The 23,736-nt window shown below is 37.6% G+C and carries 12 protein-coding genes and 2 pseudogenes; 5 read left to right on the forward strand and 9 right to left on the reverse strand.

The window, feature by feature from the left end:
• Positions 1–3,053 (reverse strand): annotated as a pseudogene (locus B3P17_RS15575) (SusC/RagA family TonB-linked outer membrane protein).
• Between the two features lie 281 nt (positions 3,054–3,334).
• A complete protein-coding gene (locus B3P17_RS15580) occupies positions 3,335–6,151 on the reverse strand; it encodes a triple tyrosine motif-containing protein (protein WP_291106238.1) in 2,817 nt (938 codons plus the stop codon).
• A 176-nt stretch (positions 6,152–6,327) separates the two neighbouring features.
• Here B3P17_RS15580 and B3P17_RS15585 point away from each other — a divergent pair, with 176 nt between their 5' ends.
• A complete protein-coding gene (locus B3P17_RS15585; protein WP_252636625.1) occupies positions 6,328–7,155 on the forward strand; it encodes an ROK family protein in 828 nt (275 codons plus the stop codon).
• A gap of 83 nt (positions 7,156–7,238) precedes the next feature.
• On the opposite strand, the gene B3P17_RS15590 is transcribed toward B3P17_RS15585, so the two are convergent.
• From B3P17_RS15590 to B3P17_RS15605, 4 genes are all read right to left on the reverse strand, one after another.
• Positions 7,239–8,411, reverse strand: a complete 1,173-nt coding sequence (locus tag B3P17_RS15590; protein ID WP_291106243.1) for a TolC family protein — start codon at positions 8,409–8,411, stop codon at positions 7,239–7,241.
• Between the two features lie 17 nt (positions 8,412–8,428).
• Positions 8,429–11,527, reverse strand: a complete 3,099-nt coding sequence (locus B3P17_RS15595) for an efflux RND transporter permease subunit (RefSeq protein WP_252636627.1) — start codon at positions 11,525–11,527, stop codon at positions 8,429–8,431.
• 17 nt (positions 11,528–11,544) lie between these two features.
• Positions 11,545–12,780 carry an efflux RND transporter periplasmic adaptor subunit gene (locus B3P17_RS15600; RefSeq protein WP_291106246.1) on the reverse strand — a complete coding sequence of 412 codons (1,236 nt, stop codon included), beginning with the start codon at positions 12,778–12,780 and terminating at the stop codon, positions 11,545–11,547.
• Between the two features lie 90 nt (positions 12,781–12,870).
• A complete protein-coding gene (locus tag B3P17_RS15605; protein ID WP_252636629.1) occupies positions 12,871–13,317 on the reverse strand; it encodes a hypothetical protein in 447 nt (148 codons plus the stop codon).
• A 195-nt stretch (positions 13,318–13,512) separates the two neighbouring features.
• Between B3P17_RS15605 and B3P17_RS15610 the strand changes: the two genes are divergently transcribed.
• Positions 13,513–14,910 (forward strand): aspartate ammonia-lyase, encoded by a 1,398-nt coding sequence (locus B3P17_RS15610; RefSeq protein WP_291106249.1) that lies wholly within the window; start codon positions 13,513–13,515, stop codon positions 14,908–14,910.
• An 80-nt stretch (positions 14,911–14,990) separates the two neighbouring features.
• Here B3P17_RS15610 and B3P17_RS15615 read toward each other — a convergent pair whose 3' ends face one another.
• The gene (locus B3P17_RS15615) at positions 14,991–17,150 is read right to left on the reverse strand and encodes an elongation factor G (protein ID WP_252636631.1); all 2,160 of its coding nucleotides are present in this window, start codon (positions 17,148–17,150) and stop codon (positions 14,991–14,993) included.
• A 218-nt stretch (positions 17,151–17,368) separates the two neighbouring features.
• Here B3P17_RS15615 and B3P17_RS15620 point away from each other — a divergent pair, with 218 nt between their 5' ends.
• From B3P17_RS15620 to B3P17_RS15630, 3 genes and pseudogenes are all read left to right on the forward strand, one after another.
• Positions 17,369–17,953, forward strand: a complete 585-nt coding sequence (locus B3P17_RS15620; protein ID WP_252636632.1) for a Crp/Fnr family transcriptional regulator — start codon at positions 17,369–17,371, stop codon at positions 17,951–17,953.
• A gap of 73 nt (positions 17,954–18,026) precedes the next feature.
• Complete coding sequence (locus tag B3P17_RS15625; protein ID WP_252636633.1) at positions 18,027–18,611, forward strand: hypothetical protein; 585 nt, start codon at positions 18,027–18,029, stop codon at positions 18,609–18,611.
• A 174-nt stretch (positions 18,612–18,785) separates the two neighbouring features.
• A pseudogene (locus B3P17_RS15630) lies at positions 18,786–22,302 on the forward strand (bifunctional proline dehydrogenase/L-glutamate gamma-semialdehyde dehydrogenase).
• Positions 22,303–22,395: 93 nt separating this feature from the next.
• On the opposite strand, the gene B3P17_RS15635 reads toward B3P17_RS15630, so the two are convergent.
• On the reverse strand, positions 22,396–23,235 hold the full coding sequence (locus B3P17_RS15635) for a hypothetical protein (protein ID WP_252636635.1): 840 nt from the start codon (positions 23,233–23,235) through the stop codon (positions 22,396–22,398).
• Between the two features lie 4 nt (positions 23,236–23,239).
• On the reverse strand, positions 23,240–23,725 hold the full coding sequence (locus B3P17_RS15640) for a hypothetical protein (protein ID WP_252636636.1): 486 nt from the start codon (positions 23,723–23,725) through the stop codon (positions 23,240–23,242).
• Between the last annotated feature and the right edge of the window lie 11 nt (positions 23,726–23,736).

Consider the following 23,736-nt stretch of genomic DNA (forward strand, 5'->3'; position numbering starts at 1 on the left):
TTAAAATGTAAGATTTAAACCAAATGTATAAACCGCAGGCATTGGATACGGATTAGCATCGATACCGAATGCTGTTGCCGAACCTCCTATTTCTGGAGAATAGCCTGTATTATTTTTCCATGTTTTAGGATTTTGAGCATTTATATATACTCTCAAAGATCTCATTCTTAATTTCTTCAACATATCTGCTCCGAAAGTATAACCCAATTGAATATTTCTGATACGGAAGAAACTACCGTCTTCGACGAAATAATCAGATGGATAATCTTTACCATTTATCGCACGTTTTCTATTCAAAATAGGTTCTGTGNNTGCCATCTACCCATCTTCGATTCCAAATAGTTAAACTGAGACCATTCAAAAATATTCCATGTGCGATAAATTTCATTACCATATACACCCATCATGTCAACAGACAAGTCAAAATTCTTATATCCTACATTTACAGAAAGCCCGTAAGTAAAATCAGGAGTAGGATTACCAATCATTGTTCTGTCTGCAGTAGTAATTTCACCATCTCCATTTACATCTTTAAACTTAAGGTCTCCCGGTAATACTTTTGTTAATTTATTTGTAGGAGAGTTATCTATTTCTGTCTGATTTTGATATACACCCTCTACTTTATATCCATAGAAATAACCAATCGGATAACCGGCTTGTGTATAAGACATCATTGGAAGACCTGATGTTCCATCAGTAATAGTATATCCGTTCTGCACCAATGACAATACTTTATTCTTTATTGTTGTCAGGTTTCCACTTACACTATATCTCCAATCAGAACCAATTTTATCATTCCATGAAAGTGATAATTCAACACCTTTATTTTCCAAAGCTCCAAGGTTTCCTAAACCGGGTCTAGTACCTGTTATTCCTGGTACTTCAGCCAAAAGATCTTTAGTTTTCTTCTTGTAGTAAACACCTTCGAAATTTAGTCTATTCTTCAAGAAATAAGCTTCAAATCCAGCTTCCCAAGCTTCAATTTTTTCCCATCTCAAGTTTGGATTTGGAAGATATGCGATTTCATATCCCGGTATTATATTATCACCAAAAATAGCGTTAGAAGTGTTTAGAAGTACTGGTTCTGCAGGATAAACTCTATCCATATTTTGGTTTCCTAGAGTACCCCATGATCCTTTAAGCTTCAAGTAATCAAGAAAAGTGAAATCTTTCATAAAATCCTCTTCTGTTATTACCCAACCAGCACCTAAAGAGTAGAAATTTTGCCATTCGTTGCCAGTATAGAAGAATCCTGAAGATCCATCACGACGGAACGATCCGTTGAACAGGTATTTATTTTTATAATTATACAATCCCCTTGCCAAGAATGAAACAGTTGAGCGTTCCCATTGTGTACTTTCGGCAGATGCTGCATTTGCATCACCGATGCTTACAAACCATTTGTCAGGGTCATTCGCGATAGGAAGTCCGTTTCCTTCACCACGTTTTCCGGTAAGGCTGGACAAGTTGTTATAGTATGTTGTAAAACCAGCTGTAGCTGTAATATTATGATTGTTAAAGCTATTTGTATAAGTCAACAAATAATCGCTTTGAACTTTTGTTTCATTTGTTTTTTGTTGCTGCACAGCAGTTTTCCCATCTCCCATAACTACAGGTTGTTGAGTATCAACATCGAATATAGTTCTCTTAGGAGTATACAATCTGCTATCATAAGATTTGTAATCTAATGAATACATTACACGGAAATTGAAGTTCTTCAAGAAAGTAAGATCTCCATATACATTACCGGATGCTCTGTAGTCAATTACTTTGTTCATATCCTTTTGTAACTCAACAATAGTCATCGGATTTGACACTTCATTTTTTTGGAAACTAGGTAATGTATTATACAAACCTTCTTTTTCATTATAAGGAGATCCGATAGGTGCTGCATATAAAGCTCTTTTCACAGCATCTGTATATAAGCTGGTAGAAGTATTAAGAGGGGTTGAACGGGCACCATTAAATTGGAATCCAACTTTAAATGCTTTAGTGATAGTGTAATCACTGCTCAGATTGATAGTTACCTTACTGAATTGTTCGTGTTTCAAAGTTCCTTCTTCTGAAGTATATCCAACACCCATATAGAACTTATTCCTTTCGCTAGAAGATGTTATACTAATATTGTTATTGGTAATAAATCCTGTTTGGAATATTTCATCTTGCCAATCTGTATCAGCAGTCCAGTTTGTATAATCGAAAGGACTTGCTCCTTGGTTTGCTAACTGCTCTGAATAAAGTTCTTTAAACTGCGCAGCATTCGCCATTTTGATTTTATCTACTACCGATTTAAAACCAAAAGAAGTATTGATATTTACCAATGTCTGACCTTCCTTCGCTTTTTTAGTAGTAACAATAATAACACCATTTGCACCACGTACACCAAAGATAGCCAATGATGAAGGGTCTTTTAAGATTTCCATTGATTCAATGTCGGCAGCATTCAAGAAGCTAATGTTATCGTTAAATAATCCATCAACTACATATAGCGGCTTATATCCGTTAATTGAGTTTGTTCCGCGAATACGGATTTCAGGATCTTGTCCGGCAATACCCGTGTTTACTACCTGCACCCCTGCGACTTTTCCTTGCAATGAGGCTAATGGGTTTGCAGATGGACGGTTTGCTATATCCTCAGCTTTAATACTAGCTATGGACCCGGTCAAGTCTCTTTTTTTTGCTGTACCATAACCAATTACGACTGTTTCTGTTAGCATTTTGGCGTCATCTTCCAATACTACGTTTATGGCATTCTGAGCACCTACAGTAACTGATTGAGATTTCATTCCCAAATAAGAAAACACAAGAACATCTCCTTGTTTTGCAGAAAGAGAATACATACCATCTATATCTGTTATTGTTCCGTTTGTTGTACCTTGTACCAGAACACTAACTCCGATTAGAGGCTCATTCGCTTGATCCACAACCTTACCCGAGATTGTTTTGGTCTGCGCATAAATAGTCGTCACGCTTGCCAAAAGAAAACAAGTGAAGAAAAAAATTCTCCGCATGAGAGCAGCTGAACTTTTCATTTTTTTAGGTTTAATTTTCATAGTCTTACTTTTTATTTAAACACATATTTTCAAATAAAATCTACTATGAACGACAGAAAAGAAGAACTAAAAAGTGATCGTATTTTCCAGTAACGGCTAAGTTATGATTGTTCTTTCTGTGCGTATGATATTAGATTTGTGTCAAAATTAGAGTTTATAGACAGAGTGTTTCTAAAAGTTAATACACCGTGAATACACCCTCTCCTCTTTTAACAATATCACCACCTCACTTTTACCTCTCAAACAATCATAACAATATAAAAAACAACAAATTACAATAGTTAATCTATATTCAGAAAAAACTCATTTAAGTTCTGGGAAGGAAGAATATTTAACTTTTTTCTTAATCTATAGCGGCTATTTTCAACTGCTCTAATAGATAAATTCATTAAAGAAGCAATCTCTTTTGTTTCCAAATTTAGTTTCAAACAAGCACAAAGTCTAAGATCATTATTCGTTAACTGAGGGTATAGAGTTTTCATTTTTTTGAAAAAGCCTGTATGTTTCTCTTCAAACTTTAGTAGAAATGTTTTCCAGTCGTCTTCCGTATTCATATTACTATTGAGCAAGGCATTTATTTTTTGAGACAACGGAATCAATGCATTGTTTCTATTCTTTGAATAAAAATCATCTATTATATCTTTTACTTTCAAAATGAGTTCATTTTTCTGAATGATAAAAGATGTTTGAGTAAGAAGTTCGGCACTCTTTTGTTCCACTTCTTGCTGCAACTCCCCGGCCAACATTTTCAAGCGTCGGGTTTCTCTATGTCTGATCTTTTGAAGATGCAAGTTTCGATATCGCCTTAATATAAGCATCCAGATGATATACATGACAAAGAAAAAAGCAAGAATATAAAACATATATGCCCAAATAGTCTGATACCAAGGCGGCAGTATTTCAAACTCATAAGATATAGATTCGGAATAATGTCCGAGATTATCTACCGTCCGTACCATAAAGACATACTTACCCTCAGGTAGACGAGCATACTGGGCACCATTCACCTTTTGAGGTAGAGACCAATCATTATCTACCCCCTGCAACATATACTGAAATGAGAAATTAGATGAAAATGCATTTTCTGCCGAAAAGCCAAAGGTTACAGTATTATAGTTATATGATATCTTAGCTAATTGAGCAAGATTCTTATATTCGTAATCACCATAACCATTTGTTGTTCCCAACATCCTTAAATATGGAAGAGGTAATTTATTTTGAAGGTCTTTTTTTACAACATGTTCTTTATTGTATATCATAAACCCATTGTCCAAGCAGACAAGACTCAATGAATCATTCAGGATAGAAACATTTTCGTATGCGTTTACCAATGATAAGTTCATCCCTAAGTTGTAGCTTTCGAGAATAGATGCCTCATAGCCATCATATGAGAATTTATAAATCGAAGCATCTGTAAGTGCCCAGAATAGATTTCCACGAATATGTACAATTTGCTTTAGGTTCTTTACATTTTTAAAGCAATCATTCAGTATTGTATTTGAAACTATTTTATTTGAAATATCATCGTAAGTATAAAACTCATTATTTCCAAGCAAAACAACACGTCCCCCTACCTTAAACATTTTCATTTTGTATGGGAATCCATCTTTATTACTTCCGCCGTAATATGAGAATGTTTCAAAACCCGAGAGATCGTCTCCGAGTTTACATCTATAGATACCTCTATTAGCATGTTCTAACCAAATATTACCGATATGATCAATATCCGCATTAATTATTGGCTCTGATATCTGCTTCGGCACATAAACCTTATTTGTAGCGGGATCTACAATTTTTAGAGACTGATAGGTGGATAGAAAAAGTAAGTCTTTCTCTTTATATTTTGCTTGCATGATGTTGTAGACACCCGTATGTATATCAAATACATCTGAAACTGAAAGGTTACTATTTATTAATTTTAGACCCTTATTATGACAACAGTATAGCTTTCCATTGACAACTTTTAATGTCCAGACTTGTCCTTGTGTCCCATTTATCAGTTTCATATTAGCCAAAGCTTCCGGCTTTCTCAGATCTTCAGCAGCTATATAAAACACACCCTGATTGGTAGCAACAAACAATTTATCATTCCACAGAGCGCCACCGTATACAGCACCGGTTTTCCCTCCTTTATCTATATAGCAGTCCATATTCTCTATATGCTGTATATAAGAGATGCCTTTATCCAGAGCAGCCCAGACATTGCCTATATTATCTTCATAGAGGGACAGCACCGTATTATTCTGGAGGGTATTTATAGTAGATAGATGATCCAATATATTACCATATTCGTCAACCTGATAAATACCATCTAATATAGTTCCGAAAAAATAAACACCCTTCGATGAGAGTATACCACAATTAAGCTCAGCTGAGCTTAAGGTAGAAGATATTGCAGAATTCCATTGTTTAAAGGTCTTTCCATCATAAATATACATCCCTTTTGTAGATGTACCTATAAGATATTTATCAGTCGAATATGGCAATATAACTCTAACATCGTTATTCGTAAAGATTTCACTTCCTTCTATCTTTGTTAATGTAGTTCCTTTTAGGCGATACAATGCTCCAAACATCTGTTGCACCAAGAATTCATTTCTTACCTTAGATAATAATAAGAAGCCTCCATTAAAAGGTACATGCTTCACCGTTTTATAGTCGTACATATAGATGGACGAAAAAGATTGGAAATAAACACAATCTTCCGCAATCCAGATCTTCCAGAAATCATCATTTTTAAAAAGAGCTTTATCCAGTTGATCACTTAAAGAATTGTAGACTAATTTCCCTGAGATATCCCTATCCCATCGACCAAACTCCTCATAACTGCCCGTAAAAATCGTTTGATGCGAAAGAACTGCTACCGAACGTGCTATTAGAGAATTAGGTATACGGTTTAGCTTCCATTCGACACCGTCGAACTCCAACAAGCCTATGTCGTTACCAAAATACATTATTCCTTTTTCGTCTTGCGCTATCGACCAGTTTTTATTATCGGCTCTATACATGTTCTTGGAGAGGTTGATAACATGTGGTTTATTTGCCGAAATTGAAATGAAAGGAAGGAAGGTTAGGAATAATAAAAAGATATATTTCATTAAATTATTCATTCAGGTTGAATTTACAAAGAGCTTTCTTATTTAAGACATCAAAAATACTACTTTTTTATGGATTTTGTTTTCAGATGGATGTCAATATAATGTCTTCAATCGTTTTGCCTTTAGAAGTTCATAAGTTATATTTGTATGCAATAAAAAATTAATATCAGAAAATCATGAAAATCGGGATAGACCTAGGAGGAACCAATGTTAGAATGGGTGTTGTTAATAATGGTGTCATTGTAAAAAAAATATCGGAACGATGCAAAGCAGACCAGCCTGAAGACGTCGTTATAAAACAATTAACAGACATGCTTCATCAAATCATATCGCCTGAAATAGAAAGTATAGGCATAGGCGTACCGTCTGTAGTTGATGCACAAAAAGGTATCGTATATAATGTGATGAATATCCCCTCGTGGAAAGAAGTATATCTAAAAGAAATATTGGAAAAAGAATTTAATATCCCTGTCTTCGTAAATAATGACTGTAATTGTTTTGCTCTTGGTGAGTATCATTTTGGAGAAGGAGCCGGATCGAAAGATTTAGTCGCCGTTGCTTTAGGAACAGGTGTAGGCTCAGGGATTATTATCGATGGCAAACTATACAATGGAGGAAATACAGGAGCCGGCGAAGTCGGATGTATTCCTTATCTGGAGTATGATTATGAATCTTATTGCAGTAGTTCTTATTTCACTCGTGTACATGGTATCACTGGTAAGGACGCTTTTGAAAAGGCTAAAGCCAATGAAGATGTTGACTCCATCATTCTATGGAATCAGTTTGGACACCATGTAGGCGACCTGATGAAAGTAATTCTTTTTGCTTACGACCCTCGAGTGATTATTTTAGGGGGAAGTATAGCCAACGCTTACGAATATTTTGCTCCTGCCATGATGGATAGCCTTGATAGCTTTCCTTATCCCGAAACAGTAAAGAATCTGAAGATATATACATCTAAAGTAGACGATGTTGCTATACTGGGAGCATCAACCCTAAGCTAAATTAATAGCCATTATACAGAACGAAGTGAAGAATCATAAATTATAGATTCTTCACTCCGTCAAAAAACAATAAGAATAATATCTTATCTCTCCCACTGCTGTAACTCGGCTACAGCTAGCTGATAATCTAGTTCTGTCTCTAGATATTTATCCACTGTTTCATAATACACCGACAACTCTAATAGATAATTAATAAGGGATAATTGCCCCTTATCCAATGCTACTTTAAGCAAATCCTGACTACTGGTAACACTCAAAGCTTGTTCATACTCTTTTAACAACAGTGATAATTTCTTTGCTTTATCATACTGATTCTTCAAGGTATTCCTGAATTGTAACTCAGAGTCCTCATGCTGCATCTGCAATGCTACCGTTTGGGCTTTCTGATGCTTCACTGTATTTTTCCCTTCCCACAAAGGAATGGATACGCCAACCGAAACACCCTGAAATGTTGTGCCCGATACTCTTTCGCTGGCATAGCCTGCTGTTATCTTAGGCAGATTCAAAGCCCTTGTAAGCTGTTCCTGCTTCCTGCTCAGCGCAACATCTTGTTCGGCTACACGTAATGAAGGATTATTAGCCTTTACTATTGCAAACCATTCTATAAAGTTCAGAGGAAAGGTAAAATCTGAATAACGATTAAATTCTCCAACATCCAAACCTCCGTTCAATCGCTGCAACTCAGATTTGGATAAATTCAAATCAACTTCATTGATCTGCAAAGCTTTTTCAGCATTTAGTAAGTTCAACTTCGTTTTATTACGCTCCAAAACATCGATATTTCCCTGATCAAAACTCTTCTGATATGCATCAGACAGTTCTCTGGCTTGTTTCAGTCGATCCGATAGTATCTTGTTCATCTTCGTTTGATAAACCAGTTCTACACAGATTAAGCGAGCCTGTTGCAAGATCTCCACTTTCTGTTGATCATAGATCATATCTACCTGTTGGTTTTTTCCATCAGACAATTGTGTCTTATAGCGATATGCTGTAGGAAAATCAAACGACTGGGTTACATTAAGGTCTACACGGTTACCTTCTCCGGAGGGACTTCCCCACAGATAACCGAATTCCACTTCGGGATTGGCCATGTTTATGCCTGTTTTGTTCCCTATTTTATCTGCATTAGCTTTCTCGCGATACGCTTTCAGTGTTGTATTATTCATTTCTATCTCTTTCAATACATTATCGAACGAGACTTGCGCCTGTGCACTGAGAGCTAACACCGACAAAAGAATATATATTATTGGTTTCATACATTATCACTCTTTTATTAAACAATTTCTTCTTTTACAGTCTTTCTATTTTTCAACATTCTGTATATTATTGGCACAATGTACATATTCAACATGGTGGAAGTTAGCAGTCCGCCCAAAATAACCTTAGCCATAGGGCTCTGAATTTCATTACCAGGCAAACTTCCTTGTACAGCAAGAGGTATCAAAGCCAGTCCCGAAGACAAAGCCGTCATCAAAATAGGATTCAAACGATCAAGCGATCCTTGCAATATACTCTTATTCACAGAATATCCTTTGTTTCCCAAATCGTTGTAATGAGCCATCAGCAAAATTCCGTTTCGCGTAGCAATACCAAACAAGGATATAAATCCGATAATGGCCGGAATACTGATCTCTCCGGATGTAAACAGAATAGCATACACTCCACCAATAAGAGCCAGAGGAAGATTAAGAAGAATTACAGCCGATTGTGTAACACTTCTAAACTGATTAAAAAGCAATAGAAAGATAATAAGAATCGCAAAAACAGAAGCGATCAGCAATATCTGCGATGCCGCCTGTTCACTTTCAAACTGTCCTCCATATTCAATATGATATCCTTCAGGCAACTGAATATTATTATCCAAATTATCCTGAATTTCATTTACGACGCTTCGCAAATCTCGTCCGGCAACGTTTGCCGACACGACAATCTTACGTTGAGCATTCTCCCTATTGATTGTATTAGGGCCCGTAGAGGATGATATATCTGCAATATAAGCAAATGGGACTTTGAGGCCGTTAGCATCTATCATCAGATTTCTGATCTTCTCGGCTTGGTCTTTATAGTTCTCATCTACTTTTAGCGTCAAGTCAAAACTTTTTCCTGCATCATAAACCTGAGAAACAACTTCACCCGAAAGCATTGTAGTTACAAACTCAGTAAATTCGGGTAAAGTGATACCATATTTTGCCAACAGTTCGCGCTTAGGGACAATCTTTAATTGGGGACGTTCTACCTGCTGCTCTACATTCAAGTCGGCAACACCGTCTATGCCCTCTATCTTCGACTTGATCTCATTTCCGAGAGAGAATAATTTATTCAGATCTGTCCCAAAAATCTTTATGGCAATATTGGCTTTGGTGCCCGAAAGCATATGATCGATACGATGCGATATCGGTTGACCTATTTCCACACTAATTCCCGGTATGGTATTCAGCTTATCCCTAAGCTCCGCCAATACTTCCTTCTGAGGACGGTCTTTCAAGATAAAAGGTGCTTCAATCTCAGAACTATTTACGCCAAAAGAATGCTCATCCAATTCGGCACGCCCGGTTTTACGTCCTACGGTTTGTATTTCAGGAACGCTAAGAATAGCCTCTTCCGCCATTGCAGCTACCTTATCAGATTCCTCCAATGATATCCCTGGTAAGGTGTTTACTGTTACAGTAAAAGACCCTTCATTAAATGGCGGTAAAAAATTGCGCCCAAACGTGAAAGAGATAGCAATAGCCGAAATCAACAACAAACCTGTTATTCCCAATACTATCTTTTGTTTCTCTAATGCCCAATGTAAGCTTTTTTCATAGATAGCTTTAAGCCTTACTACAAATACAGATTCTTTTTCTCCCTTATCTTTCTTATTATTTGCGAGCAAATAACTACACAAAACAGGAGTTACTGTAAGAGCTATAATTGTAGATGCGAAAAGAGCAACGATAAAAGCTATACCCAGAGGAACAAGCATACGCCCTTCCATACCGCTAAGGAAAAATAAAGGAGTAAAACTTGCGACAATAATCAATGTTGAATTCAAAATCGGCATACGGACTTCCTTTGATGCTTCGAATACAATAGTAAGCACACTTTGTTGTTCCTCTTTTGGCTTTTTCCGATTCTCTCTCAAGTGCTTAAATACATTTTCAACATCTATGATAGCATCGTCTACCAGCGAACCGATAGCAATAGCCATCCCTCCCAAGCTCATTGTATTGATCGTTAAGCCCATCAGCTTGAGAGCAAGAATAGATGTCAGTAAAGAAAGTGGTAAAGCCATTAAAGAAATGAAAGTGGTACGACCATTCATCAAAAACAAGAACAGCACGATGACTACAAAAATAGAACCTTCATAAAGCGACTTCTGCACATTATTAATAGAGTTATTAATAAAACGTTCCTGACGGAAAATATCTGTTGATATTTTCACATCCGCAGGAAGTCCCTTTTGCAAGTCAGCGATAGAAGCATCCAGCTTTTCACTCAGCTCGATAGTATTTGTATTGGGTTGCTTGGTTATAGTCAGCAATACGGCAGATTTTGTTTTTTCGGAAGCGACACCTAATTTAGGTGTTTTTGCTCCTATCTTTACATCTGCAACATCGCTGATCAGAATAGGACTTTCTCCTACTTTCTTTATAACAGCTTTGCCTATTTCTTTTACATCGGCACTTTGCAGAACACCTCTTACTATATATTCATTCCCGTACTCATACAATACACCTCCCGATGCATTCTGATTCATATTACGCGTCACTTGCAACACTTCATCCAGCGTAACACCGTAATGTTTCATACGCCCCGGATCGAGTAATATCTGATATTCTTTGATATCTCCACCTATAACTGTCACCTGAGCCACACCACCTGTAGATAGTAAGCGTGGGCGTATCGTCCAATCGGCAATAGTGCGAAGGTCTAATAAAGATGTAGAGTCAGCAGTAAGGCCGATAATCATCACCTCTCCCAGTATCGAAGATTGTGGTCCCAATGTCGGTTGTCCGATATTCTCGGGTAAAGCATCACCCAGAGTAGCCAGTTTTTCGGTTACTATCTGCCGAGCTTTATAAATATCTGTACCCCAATCGAACTCGACCCATACAACAGAGAAACCTGTAGTAGATGAGGAGCGTACCCGCCGCACATCTGTAGCACCATTCACTGCTGTTTCGATAGGAAAAGAGACCAAGCGTTCCACCTCTTCCGAAGCCATCCCATTCGCCTCTGTCATTATCACTACAGTAGGGGCATTGAGATCAGGAAATACATCTATCTCCATATTCTTAGCAGTATAAAGCCCGCCAAGCAATAGGAGTACAGCACCGATAAGAACAATCAGCCGATTGTTCAACGAAAATTGTATTATTTTATTCAGCATATCTATTCCTCCTCAATTTAATGTTCATGAGCATGAGGGATTGCTGATGATGTAGAAGCTAACTTGACATGATATGCTCCTTTACTTACTACTTTATCTCCCTTCTTCAGACCTGACAAGATTTCGACATGATTGCCATCATTTGCACCCAAAGTAACTTCCTGCTTGCTATAAGCATCATCGTGAGATTGCAAATAAACGAAATACAGGCCTTGTTCTTCGATTAAAGAAGATACAGGTATAGAAATAACATTGCTACGCTGTTGTCCTAAGAGATAAACCTCAACATAAGAGCCGGAAATTATTTGACCGATATTATCAAATTCAAAATTGACCGGAACATAATATTCTTGACTAGAAGAAGACTTTCCGTACGATACCAGCCTTCCGTTCAAAGCGGAAAGGGTATAAACCGTCTTATCGTAAGGCGTTTTGAACTTGGCGGATATTACAGCTCCTAAATCTTTAAAATAACGTTCCGAAACGTCAGCTCTTAGTTGCAATCTTCTATTTTGCGTAACGGTCATTAAAGCTTGCCCTACTTCCACGTATTGACCTTCATTAACCAATTTAGTCTTTATAAATCCAGTTATTGGTGTTGAGATTCCCACGCCCTTAGCTGTAGTTTTCTGCCCAATAGCATGATAAGCAACCTTAGCATTTTCGTAGTTCAGCTTGATCTCGTTATATTCTTTTTCGGCAATAAGCTTATTTCCGATCAAAGATTCAGCTCTCTGATATTCCTTCTTAGCAATCTCGTATGCGGACTTCGCTTTTGCTACAGGGTCTCCATCCACTATATTTTTAGAAGAAATACTTAGAAGCGATTCTCCGCCACGTACGGCTAATCCTTCATTCAACGAAGCCTTATTAAATGACACTATCCCATTAGCAGTTGCAGAGATTGTAACCTCGTCACCTTGTGCAGATAGAATTTGTCCACTGGTCTTAATTACCTGATGAAATGCAGATGGTTGAACATTCACAATTTCTAATCCTGCTTTTTTAGCCTGCTCGGGCGAGAATACGATTTCCTCTCCATGGGCTTCTTTATCATGCGAATCATCTCCTTCAGCATGATCGTGGTCACACTCCTCTCCTTCGGCGTGAGAGTGAGCTCCCTCTTCTTCAGAATGATTATGCCCTGCATGAGATTCTTTATTTTGTTCTGTATGAGTGTCTGCTTTTTGTTTAGAGTTGCACCCCCAAAGCATCGCAAGCAAACAAGCGATATATATTACATATTTTTTCATATTCTTATTTCTTAGACTTGAATAAACAAAACAGTTATAGGCAGTTTCGGTAACTGTCACTATAAAATGCAAACTTCTCTGTTAGAGAAATTATACTAAGAAATAAGATACAGGAGGTGCCCGCAGGCTTCTTATAGAGCCAACAAAAGGTGGGGTATAGTTTACTAAGTAAGGTTTTTGCCTGAAGCGTTCCCCAAATTGTGGAGCTTCTAAATAAAACTCATTCAGTGAGTATAATATATAGGCAAGAGAAAGACAGTTTGCACATGGCAATATGTCATCATGCGTATTATCTTGTTGACGAAGTATTAGTTCCTGGAGATTGCAATCTTCTGTATGCGCCTGATGATGACATCCTTTTTTGTGTTGTTCACAACAGTTATGGGCATCGTCTTGCTGATCGGAGCAATGATGTCGATGCATAATTTCCTCAAGAGAAAAACAGATAACACCATCATGATGCGAATGAGGCATAATAGCATGAACTAACATAAACATGCTAGCCATCAGAGTTAGAGTCAAAGCTATTAGTCTCATATGTCTCATACGACAAAGATACAAAACTTAGGTAAAGAAGCTCTCGTTTCTTTACACAAAAAAATAACGAATAACTTTAGAACTAATAAAATATGACATTTTAATAGAATAAATATTTTAATTAAGAATAAATATATAACTTAGTGAACGATTGTTAACCAAATACCCATTTAATAACTTTCAAAATATCACATCATGAGTAGAATAGAAAATGACCTTATTAGCAGTCTGCCTGTTCCTGATAATGCTTATTATGGAATACACACTCAAAGAGCAATCAACAATTTTAACATTTCAGGAATAAAGTTATCACATTATCCTCAGTTCATTAAAGCTTTAGCCTATGTAAAATGGGCAGCAGCCGAAGCGAATTATGAACTTGGAGTCTTGAATAAAGACATTCACGATGCAATAATAGAAGCCTGTAAAAAAGTTATAGAAGGAAACTACAACGATCAGTTCCCGAGTGATATGCTACAAGGGGGTGCAGGAACCTCTACTAACATGAATATCAACGAGGTTGTTGCAAATATTGCTTTAGAGATTATGGGACACAAAAAGGGAGAGTATCAATACTGTTCTCCTTACGACCACGTAAATCTTTCTCAGTCGACAAACGATGCTTATCCGACAGGCGTAAAGCTAGGGATTCTCTTTTACAATGAAATGATAGAAGACACCTTGATTGANNTGATTGAGCTAATAACAGCCCTCAAGCAAAAAGGACAGGAATTGAAGCATGTAATAACAATGGGGCGTACCCATCTACAAGATGCCATACCAATGACATTGGGACAACAATTTGACGCATACGCTGCGACTTTGGAGAAAGAGAAGACTTCTCTGAGACAAAGCGTAAATTTGTGCCTCGAAATAAACATGGGAGCAACAGCTGTAGGTACAGGACTGAATGCTATTCCCGGTTATGACGCATTATGTGCTAAAAACCTGACACGTCTCACTCGATTCAATTTTACCTCTGCAAAGAATCTGGTAGAAGCCACATCAAATACAGGTAGTTTCGTAGCCTATTCTTCTGCATTGAAAAAGTTAGCGACAAAGCTTTCCAAAATATGCAACGACCTTAGAATACTAGCCTCAGGGCCACGCTGCGGAGTACACGAAATAAATCTTCCGCCGATGCAAGCAGGTTCTTCTATTATGCCGGGGAAAGTAAATCCGGTTATTCCTGAAGTCGTTTCTCAGACATGCTTTAGAGTACTGGCAAATGATTTTGCGGTAACAATGGCTGCTGAAGCAGGTCAGCTACAACTGAATGTTATGGAACCTATTATAACATATACTTTACTCGAATCGCAAAACCTGCTTAACAATGCAATGGCCTGCCTCACGAAAAACTGTATCGAGGGTATTACTGCTAATGAAGAACATTGCAAAAGTCTTGTTATGAATAGTATCGGGCTCGTCACTGCATTGAATCCGTATATAGGCTATGAGAATAGCACGGCTATAGCAAAAGAAGCTTTGGAAACAGGAGCGAATGTGTATAATCTGGTACTGAAAAAGAATATACTATCTAAAGATGATTTGGATAGAATATTAAATCCGGAAAATATGACGGGTGTGAAATAACCCCTCCATTTTGAAAATGGAAAAGGAGTGAAAATGTTTTTTTCACTCCTTTTCTTATTTCGACAAAAAACTTATTTCTATTAATCTTCGTCTTTCTGGCTTTCTGCGTATTCTTTCAACAGCTTATCCTGAACATCCGAAGGTACGAGTTCATAGCTGGCAAACTTCATCGTAAATGAAGCACGCCCACCCGTTAAGGAACTGAGCGAGATAGAATAATTAGACATTTCTTTCAAAGGAACTTTTGCCTTCAAGACTTCTATTCCTCGTTCGCTTTCCATCCCCATTATCATAGCTCGACGCCCTTGCAGGTCACTCATCACATCCCCCATTTTGTCCGAAGGGACAAATACAGATATATCATATATAGGTTCAAGAATTTTAGGTCCTGCATTTTTAAATGCTTCACTAAAGGCATTACGGCCGGCAAGCATAAATGATATTTCATTCGAATCTACCGGGTGCATTTTACCATCATATACAACTACACGAACGTCACGTGCATAAGAACCTGTTAGCGGTCCTTGTTCAAGGCGAGACATGATGCCTTTAAGTATGGCAGGAAGGAAGCGAGCATCAATTGCACCTCCTACAATACTATTCACAAATACGAGTTTGCCCCCCCAATCTAAATTATACGTTTGGGTATCACGTGCCTGCACTTTAAATTCCTGACCATTAAATCTATATACATCAGGTGCTGGCATACCCTCTGTATATGGCTCTACAACCAGATGCACCTCTCCAAATTGCCCGGCTCCCCCCGATTGTTTTTTATGACGATAGTCTGCACGAGCTGCTTTGGTAATTGTTTCACGATAAGGAATCCTAGGTTCTGAGAAAACAATTGGAATCTTATCATTGTTTTCAATTCTCCATTTCAACGTTTTAAGATGAAACTCTCCTTGTCCTGATACGATCAACTGTTTTAGCTCTTTCGAATTTTCTATTAACCATGTAGGATCTTCTTCGCGCATACGCTGCAATACTTCATTCATTTTTTCAGTATCTTTTTCGTTTTCAGCTTTTATTGCACGACGATATTTAGGATCAGGATATTTTATAAAGTCGAATTTATTATCAACGCCTTTTGCATTCAATGTATTCCCCGTACGAACATCTTTGAGCTTCACTGCCGCACCGATGTCGCCCGCTATAAGCTCTTCTACTTTTGTACGTTGTTGTCCTGCAGGAGCGAATATTTGCCCTATACGTTCTTTAGAGCCCCTATTTGTATTGATAAGATCATCACCTTCATGTACCTTTCCGCTCATTACTTTAAAGTATGACACTTCACCTACATGAGGCTCAACGGTTGTTTTGAAGAAAAACAAGCTGGTTGGAGCTTCCGAATCCGGTTTTATTTCTTCTCCTTCTGTATTTACCGGAGCCGGTAAATCGCGTACGTAAGGAACTACATTTCCCAAAAACTCCATTGTACGACGCACACACATATCTTTTTCGGCCGACACACAGAAAATCGGATATAAATCACGATGCACTAATCCCCAACGGATTCCCATACGCATTTCATCTTCTGTGAGTGTTCCCTGATCAAAGAATTTTTCCATCAGAGACTCTTCATTTTCTGCTGCGGCTTCTACTAATTTCTGCTTTAATTCTCTTGCTTTTTCCAGTTCTTCATCCGGAATATCAAGCACCTCAGGAGCTCCACCTTCCGGTTTCCATCTAAGCATTTTATATTTTAATATATCAATCACAGCATTAAAACCTTCGCCACAATTGATAGGGTATTGTATTTGTACTGCCTTTTCGCCATACTCAGCTTTGAGTTGAGCGACAACGTTATCAAAGTCAGCCTTAGGATGATCAAGTTGATTAACGATGAAAACAACAGGTTTTTGAAGCTTTTGAGTATATCTCAATTGATTTATAGTACCCACTTCCATGCCATACTGTGCATTAAGTACCATAAGTGCAGTGTCTGTCACATTGAGTGATGTAACAACATTTCCGACAAAATCATCAGATCCCGGACAATCAATAAAATTCAATTTTCGGTTCATCCATTCCACAGAGAAAATGCTGGAAAAAACGGAATATCCATATTCTTTTTCCACAGGGAAATAGTCCGAGACAGTATTTCCATCTTTAACACTTCCTCTGCGTTTAATGACGCCGGCTTCAAAGAGCATGGCTTCGGCGAGAGTGGTTTTGCCCGCTCCCGAACTACCAAGAATTGCGATGTTCTTGATTTCTTGTGTTTGGTAAGTTCTCATGGCTAAATGTTTTTTACATGGTTAATATTATTCCTTTTACCAAATTGCCTCCATTTTGAGGCGATGTTTTCCAAAATTAATGAAATGTTCTGATGAAATAGCAAAAAAACGTATGTTATTTAGTTATAAAAGTTAGCATATAATGAATTTCAACCAAAAGATTCAAAATAAATTATCTACGATTGCTTACCTTTGCTCATATTGAGATAGATGAATAGATGGATACCGAAAAAATAAAAAGCTATATCGAAACTATCATTTCCCTCTCAGACGAAGAATGGGAAATATTGAGTACCCATATTGAATATAAAATTCTGAAAAAGAATGAACATCTCTTGCAGGAGGGTGTGATCTGCAATTTTATAGCCTTCATTAATAAAGGCGTATTGATATACTGCAAAGAACTGGAGAATGGAAATGGGATGACCACAGATATGGCTTTTGAAGGAGAATGGGTAACTGATAATTATAGCCGCCTCAAAAGACTACCTTCTCATCTTAATATAAAAGCTATTGAGGATTGTGAACTCTGGATAATAAAAGAAAAAGATCTGCCTTATCTTTATCAAAGAATACCTTCTCTCGAACATTTTGGGAGAATACTTACAGAGCAAGCTTTTATAAAAATAACTCAAATACGTATCGATCTACAAACTCTATCTGCAAAAGAAAGATATTTAAAGCTATTCCGTAATCATCCTGAAATATTTCAAAGAATACCCCTGCATTATATTGCTAATTACCTCGGAATTGCACCTAAATCATTAAGCCGTATAAGAAATACGATTTTCAGAAAAGAGTAATTTGGTAACAAATGTGGAGTAATCAATTGCTTTTCTATCCGGATATTTGTCATAGTTATTAAAATATCAGAATATGAAAAAGCAATTAATAGTATTCATTCTTCTTGGATTGGCAGTTAGTATATCTGCACAAGAAACAATACCCCAGAAAAACAAGCAAAGCCATGAAGTAAAGCAAGCTTTTGAAGCAGAAAGTTTATTTCCCATGTTTCTTACCGGAGGTTATCATTTTGCCTTAGGGTATAGATATGAAAGATGGAGAGTAAGAGTTAGCGTTATTAACGGGGGATCGTACAATGCCGAGACAGCGGGAATAAACAATTCAGCCGACGACTTTAAAAGATATTACAAAACCGCTCCGGGTTTATTCTTAGGATATAATGTATGGAAGAACCTCGATATATATACATTTATAGAGGCTCATAAGTTTGAAATTGAGCAAAAAGGTACAGGTGTTAAAAAGGATATGAGAAGCCTTGATTTTGGAGGTGGAATAGGTTACCAATTGTTTATATGGCGCAACCTTTATATACAACCGGCTGTACATATATATTTGAGAAAAGATAAAAGTCTTGATTTTGATCAGGTACAATACAATATCCCCAATATGGATATCTCACCTGTGCTCAGGATAGGATACAGAATATGGAGTAAATAATTTATCTACACAACCGCGCAGAAGGCTCCTAATTAAATAATTAAGAGCCTTCTATTGTTTTATAGTCACCACTCTTAAAATTGTGATATTTTTTCACTTATCAGAGTCATTTTATCAAGCTTTTGATATAACTTTAGGTTTCTAAATAAAACCTTGTTAACAGCATATACACCTATGGAAAAAATCACGACTAAAGAAGTCCTTGAATGGGCAAAAGACTTTCTCGTAAGAGCAGAAAAAGAGTTAACCCCCGAGGAAGTCAAAGAACAAAAAANNAAAGTTTGCTTCACTCATTCAAACCCCTTCTAATAAAACTGTCTTATCTAAAATGCTCGACGAATCGTCACAGATAAGAGATAAAAAACTTGTTGTTAAGCGAATGAAAGAGCTTATCAACGAATATGGCGTTCCGGACTTCTTTAGCTCATTCGATCGGCTCCAGCTAAAACTTTTTATGAACTTTGGTTCTCTGGCTCCGGGAATAGCAGTTCCTTTATTCAATAGAAGATTACGTGAAGAGACCAACAAGATAATCATAGCCGAAGAACGCCCTACACTTACAGGACATTTATCAGGCAGATGGAATTCCAAAATAGGGCAAAATGTTAATTTATTAGGTGAAGTCGTTCTTGGCGATGGCGAAGCAAGGAACAGATACGAACATTATCTGGAAGCGTTAAAAGAACCGGATATAAATTACATTTCAATCAAGCTATCGGGTATATATGCTCAAATACATTCGCTGAGCTACGAGCAAAATAAAAAAGAGCTTTGCGAATTAGTCGCAACCATTTACCAGCAGGCAATAGATTATCCATATACAGATCAGGGGGGAGTAACCCGACCTAAATTTGTGAATCTGGATATGGAAGAATATAAAGATACACACCTTACGCTCGATGTATTCGAAGAAGTATTGAGCATGCCTCAATTCAAGAATTACATGGCAGGTATTGTAATACAAGCCTATCTACCCGATGCAGGATTATTTCAGGAACGCTTATTAAAATTTGCGAAGAAACGTGTGGCCGAAGGAGGCTCTCCTTTAAAAATGCGCTTGGTAAAAGGAGCAAACCTTCAGATGGAAAGTATTGTATCTTCACTAAAAGGCAGGCCAAATCCTATACTACCTACAAAAGTAGAAGTAGATGCCAACTATATGCACATTCTTGACATAGCCTTAGAGCCCGAAAATGCAAAAGCGTTACATGTAGGTGTGGCATCGCACAATTTCTTTAGTATTGCTTATGCCTATCTGCTCAGTGAAAAGAACGGTGTTGGCGATTGTGTCACATTCGAGATGCTAGAGGGAATGGCAAACAATCTTCCGCGAGTAATAAGAGGCCTCAATAAACAAATCATTCTGTACACCCCGGTAGTTAAAAAGGCACATTTCCTTAATGCTATTTCATATCTCGTTCGGCGTCTGGATGAAAATACAGGAAAAGACAACTTCCTTAGCTATTCATTCAACTTGAAGCTTGATAGTCCTCAATGGAACTTCCTAACAAATCAGTTCCTCGAAGCATATAAATTGAAAGATAGTATAGTTCCAAAATCATTCAGGACACAGAACAGGAAAGAAAAACCTATTCCGGTAAAAGATATAAATGTATTCAATAACGAACCCGACACCGATCTTGACTTAGGTGCAAATAGAGAATGGGCATTAGAAGCACTGCGCAAATGGGGTACGCTTGTAGACGACAAAAACTTTGTTGTACCTGTTCAGATAGGAGATAAAGAAGTTATTACCGAACACAAAAAGAAGTACTATGATCGCAGCCGAAATGATCAGGTCTGTTTCTGCGAAGCAAATCTATCGTCACTCGATCAGATAAAAGAAATAATAAGTGTTGCCGAAGAAGACAAATCGGACTGGAGAAAGACGGATGTAAACAAACGAAATGAAACACTCCACCAAGTAGCCGAAAATTTAAGTGCGAAGCGAGGAGATCTTATCGGATGTATGGCAGCTATCACCGGAAAGACATTCGGCGAGGGAGACGTAGAAGTATCTGAAGCTATCGACTTCTGCCGCTTTTATCCGATTACGATGAAGCAGTTTGCAGGACTAAGTACTGTTGAGTACCAACCAAAGGGTATCATTTTGGTGATTCCACCTTGGAACTTCCCGCTTGCAATCCCTGTAGGTGGCGTTGCCGCTGCTTTAGCCGGAGGAAATACAGTTATACTAAAACCTGCTACAGTAGCTTTGCCGATAGCATGGGAGTTTGCGAAATGCTTCTGGGATGCGGGTGTACCTAAAGATGCGCTACAAGTTGTATGCAGTGCAGATCGCTCTTCGTTAGACTATCTTACTGCTCACCCTTCTGTAAAACATATAATACTTACCGGAGGTACTGATACATCATTCCGCTTATTGGAAAACAGCCCTAAGACTCCATTATCGGCAGAAACAGGCGGTAAGAACGCAATCATACTCACTGCCAATGGCGATCAGGATCATGCCATACAAAATGTGGTATCATCAGCCTTCGGAAATGCAGGACAAAAATGCTCGGCATGTTCACTATTCCTGGTAGACAAAACCATATACAATGACGAGAACTTCAAGTCGAAACTTCGAGATGCTGTAACAAGCCTGCGTACAGGTAGTGTATGGGATACGATGAATATGGTAGGCCCAATGATAACTAACGACAACGATAAGTTGACGCATGCCATCAACAATCTCGAACCGGGTGAATCGTGGCTAGTTGCTCCGGAGTTTTTGGATGATAAGAAATATATACTCAAGCCTACTGTAAAATGGGGCGTTAAACCGGGTAGCTTTACTTTTAAGAATGAGTTGTTTGCTCCTCTATTATCTGTTGTATGCATAGACGGACTGAAAGAAGGAATAGAGTATGCCAATTCATCAGAGTATGGTCTTACTGCCGGATTACAAAGTCTGGATGAAGCAGAGCACGATCTCTGGAAAAACAGTATTGAGGCCGGAAACCTATATATCAACAGAGGGATAACCGGAGCCATCGTAAACCGTCAACCATTTGGAGGAATGAAACGTTCTGCCTTTGGCGGAGGCATCAAAGCCGGAGGTCCTAATTATGTATCATGCTTTGTCGAATTCACAGAAAAAGATGTAACAGGTGGATCTGAATATAAATACAATATAGGTGATCTTCTGACTGATATAAAAGAAAAGGCTCGCCTAAACTTTGCTTACGACAGTTATTCAAAAGCGTGGCTAAATGAATTCTCGAAAGCAAGAGATGTGAATCACCTCTATGGTGAAGAAAACATCTTCCGCTATTTACCTCTCAAGAGTATAGGTTTGCGCATACAAGAATCAGACTCTTTGTGCGATATCATGTTAATCTTGTTAGCGTCTAATAGGTCGGGAACACCTGTTGTAGTTAGTATTTCGGGTAGCGACGAAAAATTAGAGGCTATAGAAAAGGCTTCAAGTATGCTGTCGGGTATCCACATCAAGATACAAGACGAAGAAAAGTTTGTAGAAGAAATGGATTCATACGAACGTATACGCACTTGTACTACAGACCTTTCTGACGCAATCTATCGGAAAGCGGCAAAATTAGGAAAGCATATCGCATCCGACAAGCCATTAATTGAAGGACGTATCGAACTGTTGCACTATATGAAAGAACAAAGTATTGCCTACGAGTACCATCGTTACGGCAGTATTTTTGGTGAAGATAATAAATAAGTCCAATTTTTTTGAATGAAGAGAAGAGCCCTCAACCTAGATTATTAGGTTAAAGAGCTCTTTTTTCATTGGGAATGACTAAACAATCAATCTCTATATACCTAGCATAACGCCGATGGTGTAAGTATTTAGATCAGGCCCTTTATCTTTCTCAAACATCGAGAATGGAGCATAGTAACCATATACACTAACATCCCTTATCCCAACTTGCAACCTCAATCTCATATCTATAGGACGTATATTCAGATCGCGCCCCATATTCACGACTTGCTTCTTATCGTTTTCATAATATTTAACTTGCGATTTGGAATAGTATTTGAAGAAGCCCACTACCCCACCGGATATATGAAAATCTGACACCTGATATTCCAACAAGAGAGGAATAGTTATGTAATAAGCTAATAGTTTTGTCGATTTGTAATTAACACCCTCCGGAGCAGGAACAAAAGACGTAACACCATTCACTTGAGTCAAAGCGGCATTATCATCAAAATGATAACGAGACCATTCTGTTCCTATTCCACTAACAAATAGCCAATTAGTTTTTCCTATCTGCTTCTGAAAGTCGAAAAGATTGACTGTAAAATTATGAGAACTGCTCATCTTTAATTTTCCGAAAGGAATATCTTTGTCACTATAGTTCATAAATCCCATACCGAATCCTGTCCAGTGAGAACTCAAACTTTTTCGTTTATTCCACGAAAAGATAAAATTGTAGGTCGATCCATTGTAAAGAACACTGCTCTCGTTATCATCCTTGGGTATTAACTCCTGAGTTTCTGTCGTAGAAACAATAACGGTATCCCCTGTATTCCTATTTATCTCCTTGATGATCTGTACTGTTTTTACTATCGTATCCTGCAATACAATCTCATCGGCATTTGCGGATATTACAACAAAACAAAAAGCTAAGAACGCAACTATTTTTTTCATATTACTATTGTATTTTTAAACGTTTATCATTCACATAAATAAAAAGATCTTTCAATTTTTTCAGCTCCGAATCGAGCCTTGCGGGTGGGAAGTTCCCTTTCAGATAAACGATTGTTATCTTATCAGGTTTATTCTTATACAAAATATATTCACCTGTTTTGCCCGATTTGTCTTTGCCTACATAATATGTCCCCGACTCCACTTTTCCATTTTTCTTAACTTCCGATACTATCACATTTTTGTCTATATCAAGTTTCAGGAGATTTAGAACATCTCTGTCCTTGGCTACATCATTATTCATAATAAGGCTTTTGTAAAAAGTAATATTACTGCCCTGTGAAAGTATGTCGGACGATAGTTGTACGAGCACTGATCCCTCTTGTTTGCCATATTTGTCAAATATGCTTTTTATATTCAGGTGATCTTGTGCTAAAGCAGACATGGATATAATCTGCAATAAACAATATAACATCAATACTTTATATTTCATAATTTTCTAAT

The sequence above is a fragment of the Dysgonomonas sp. UBA7630 genome, from assembly GCF_002483985.1.
GTDB lineage: Bacteria > Bacteroidota > Bacteroidia > Bacteroidales > Dysgonomonadaceae > Dysgonomonas.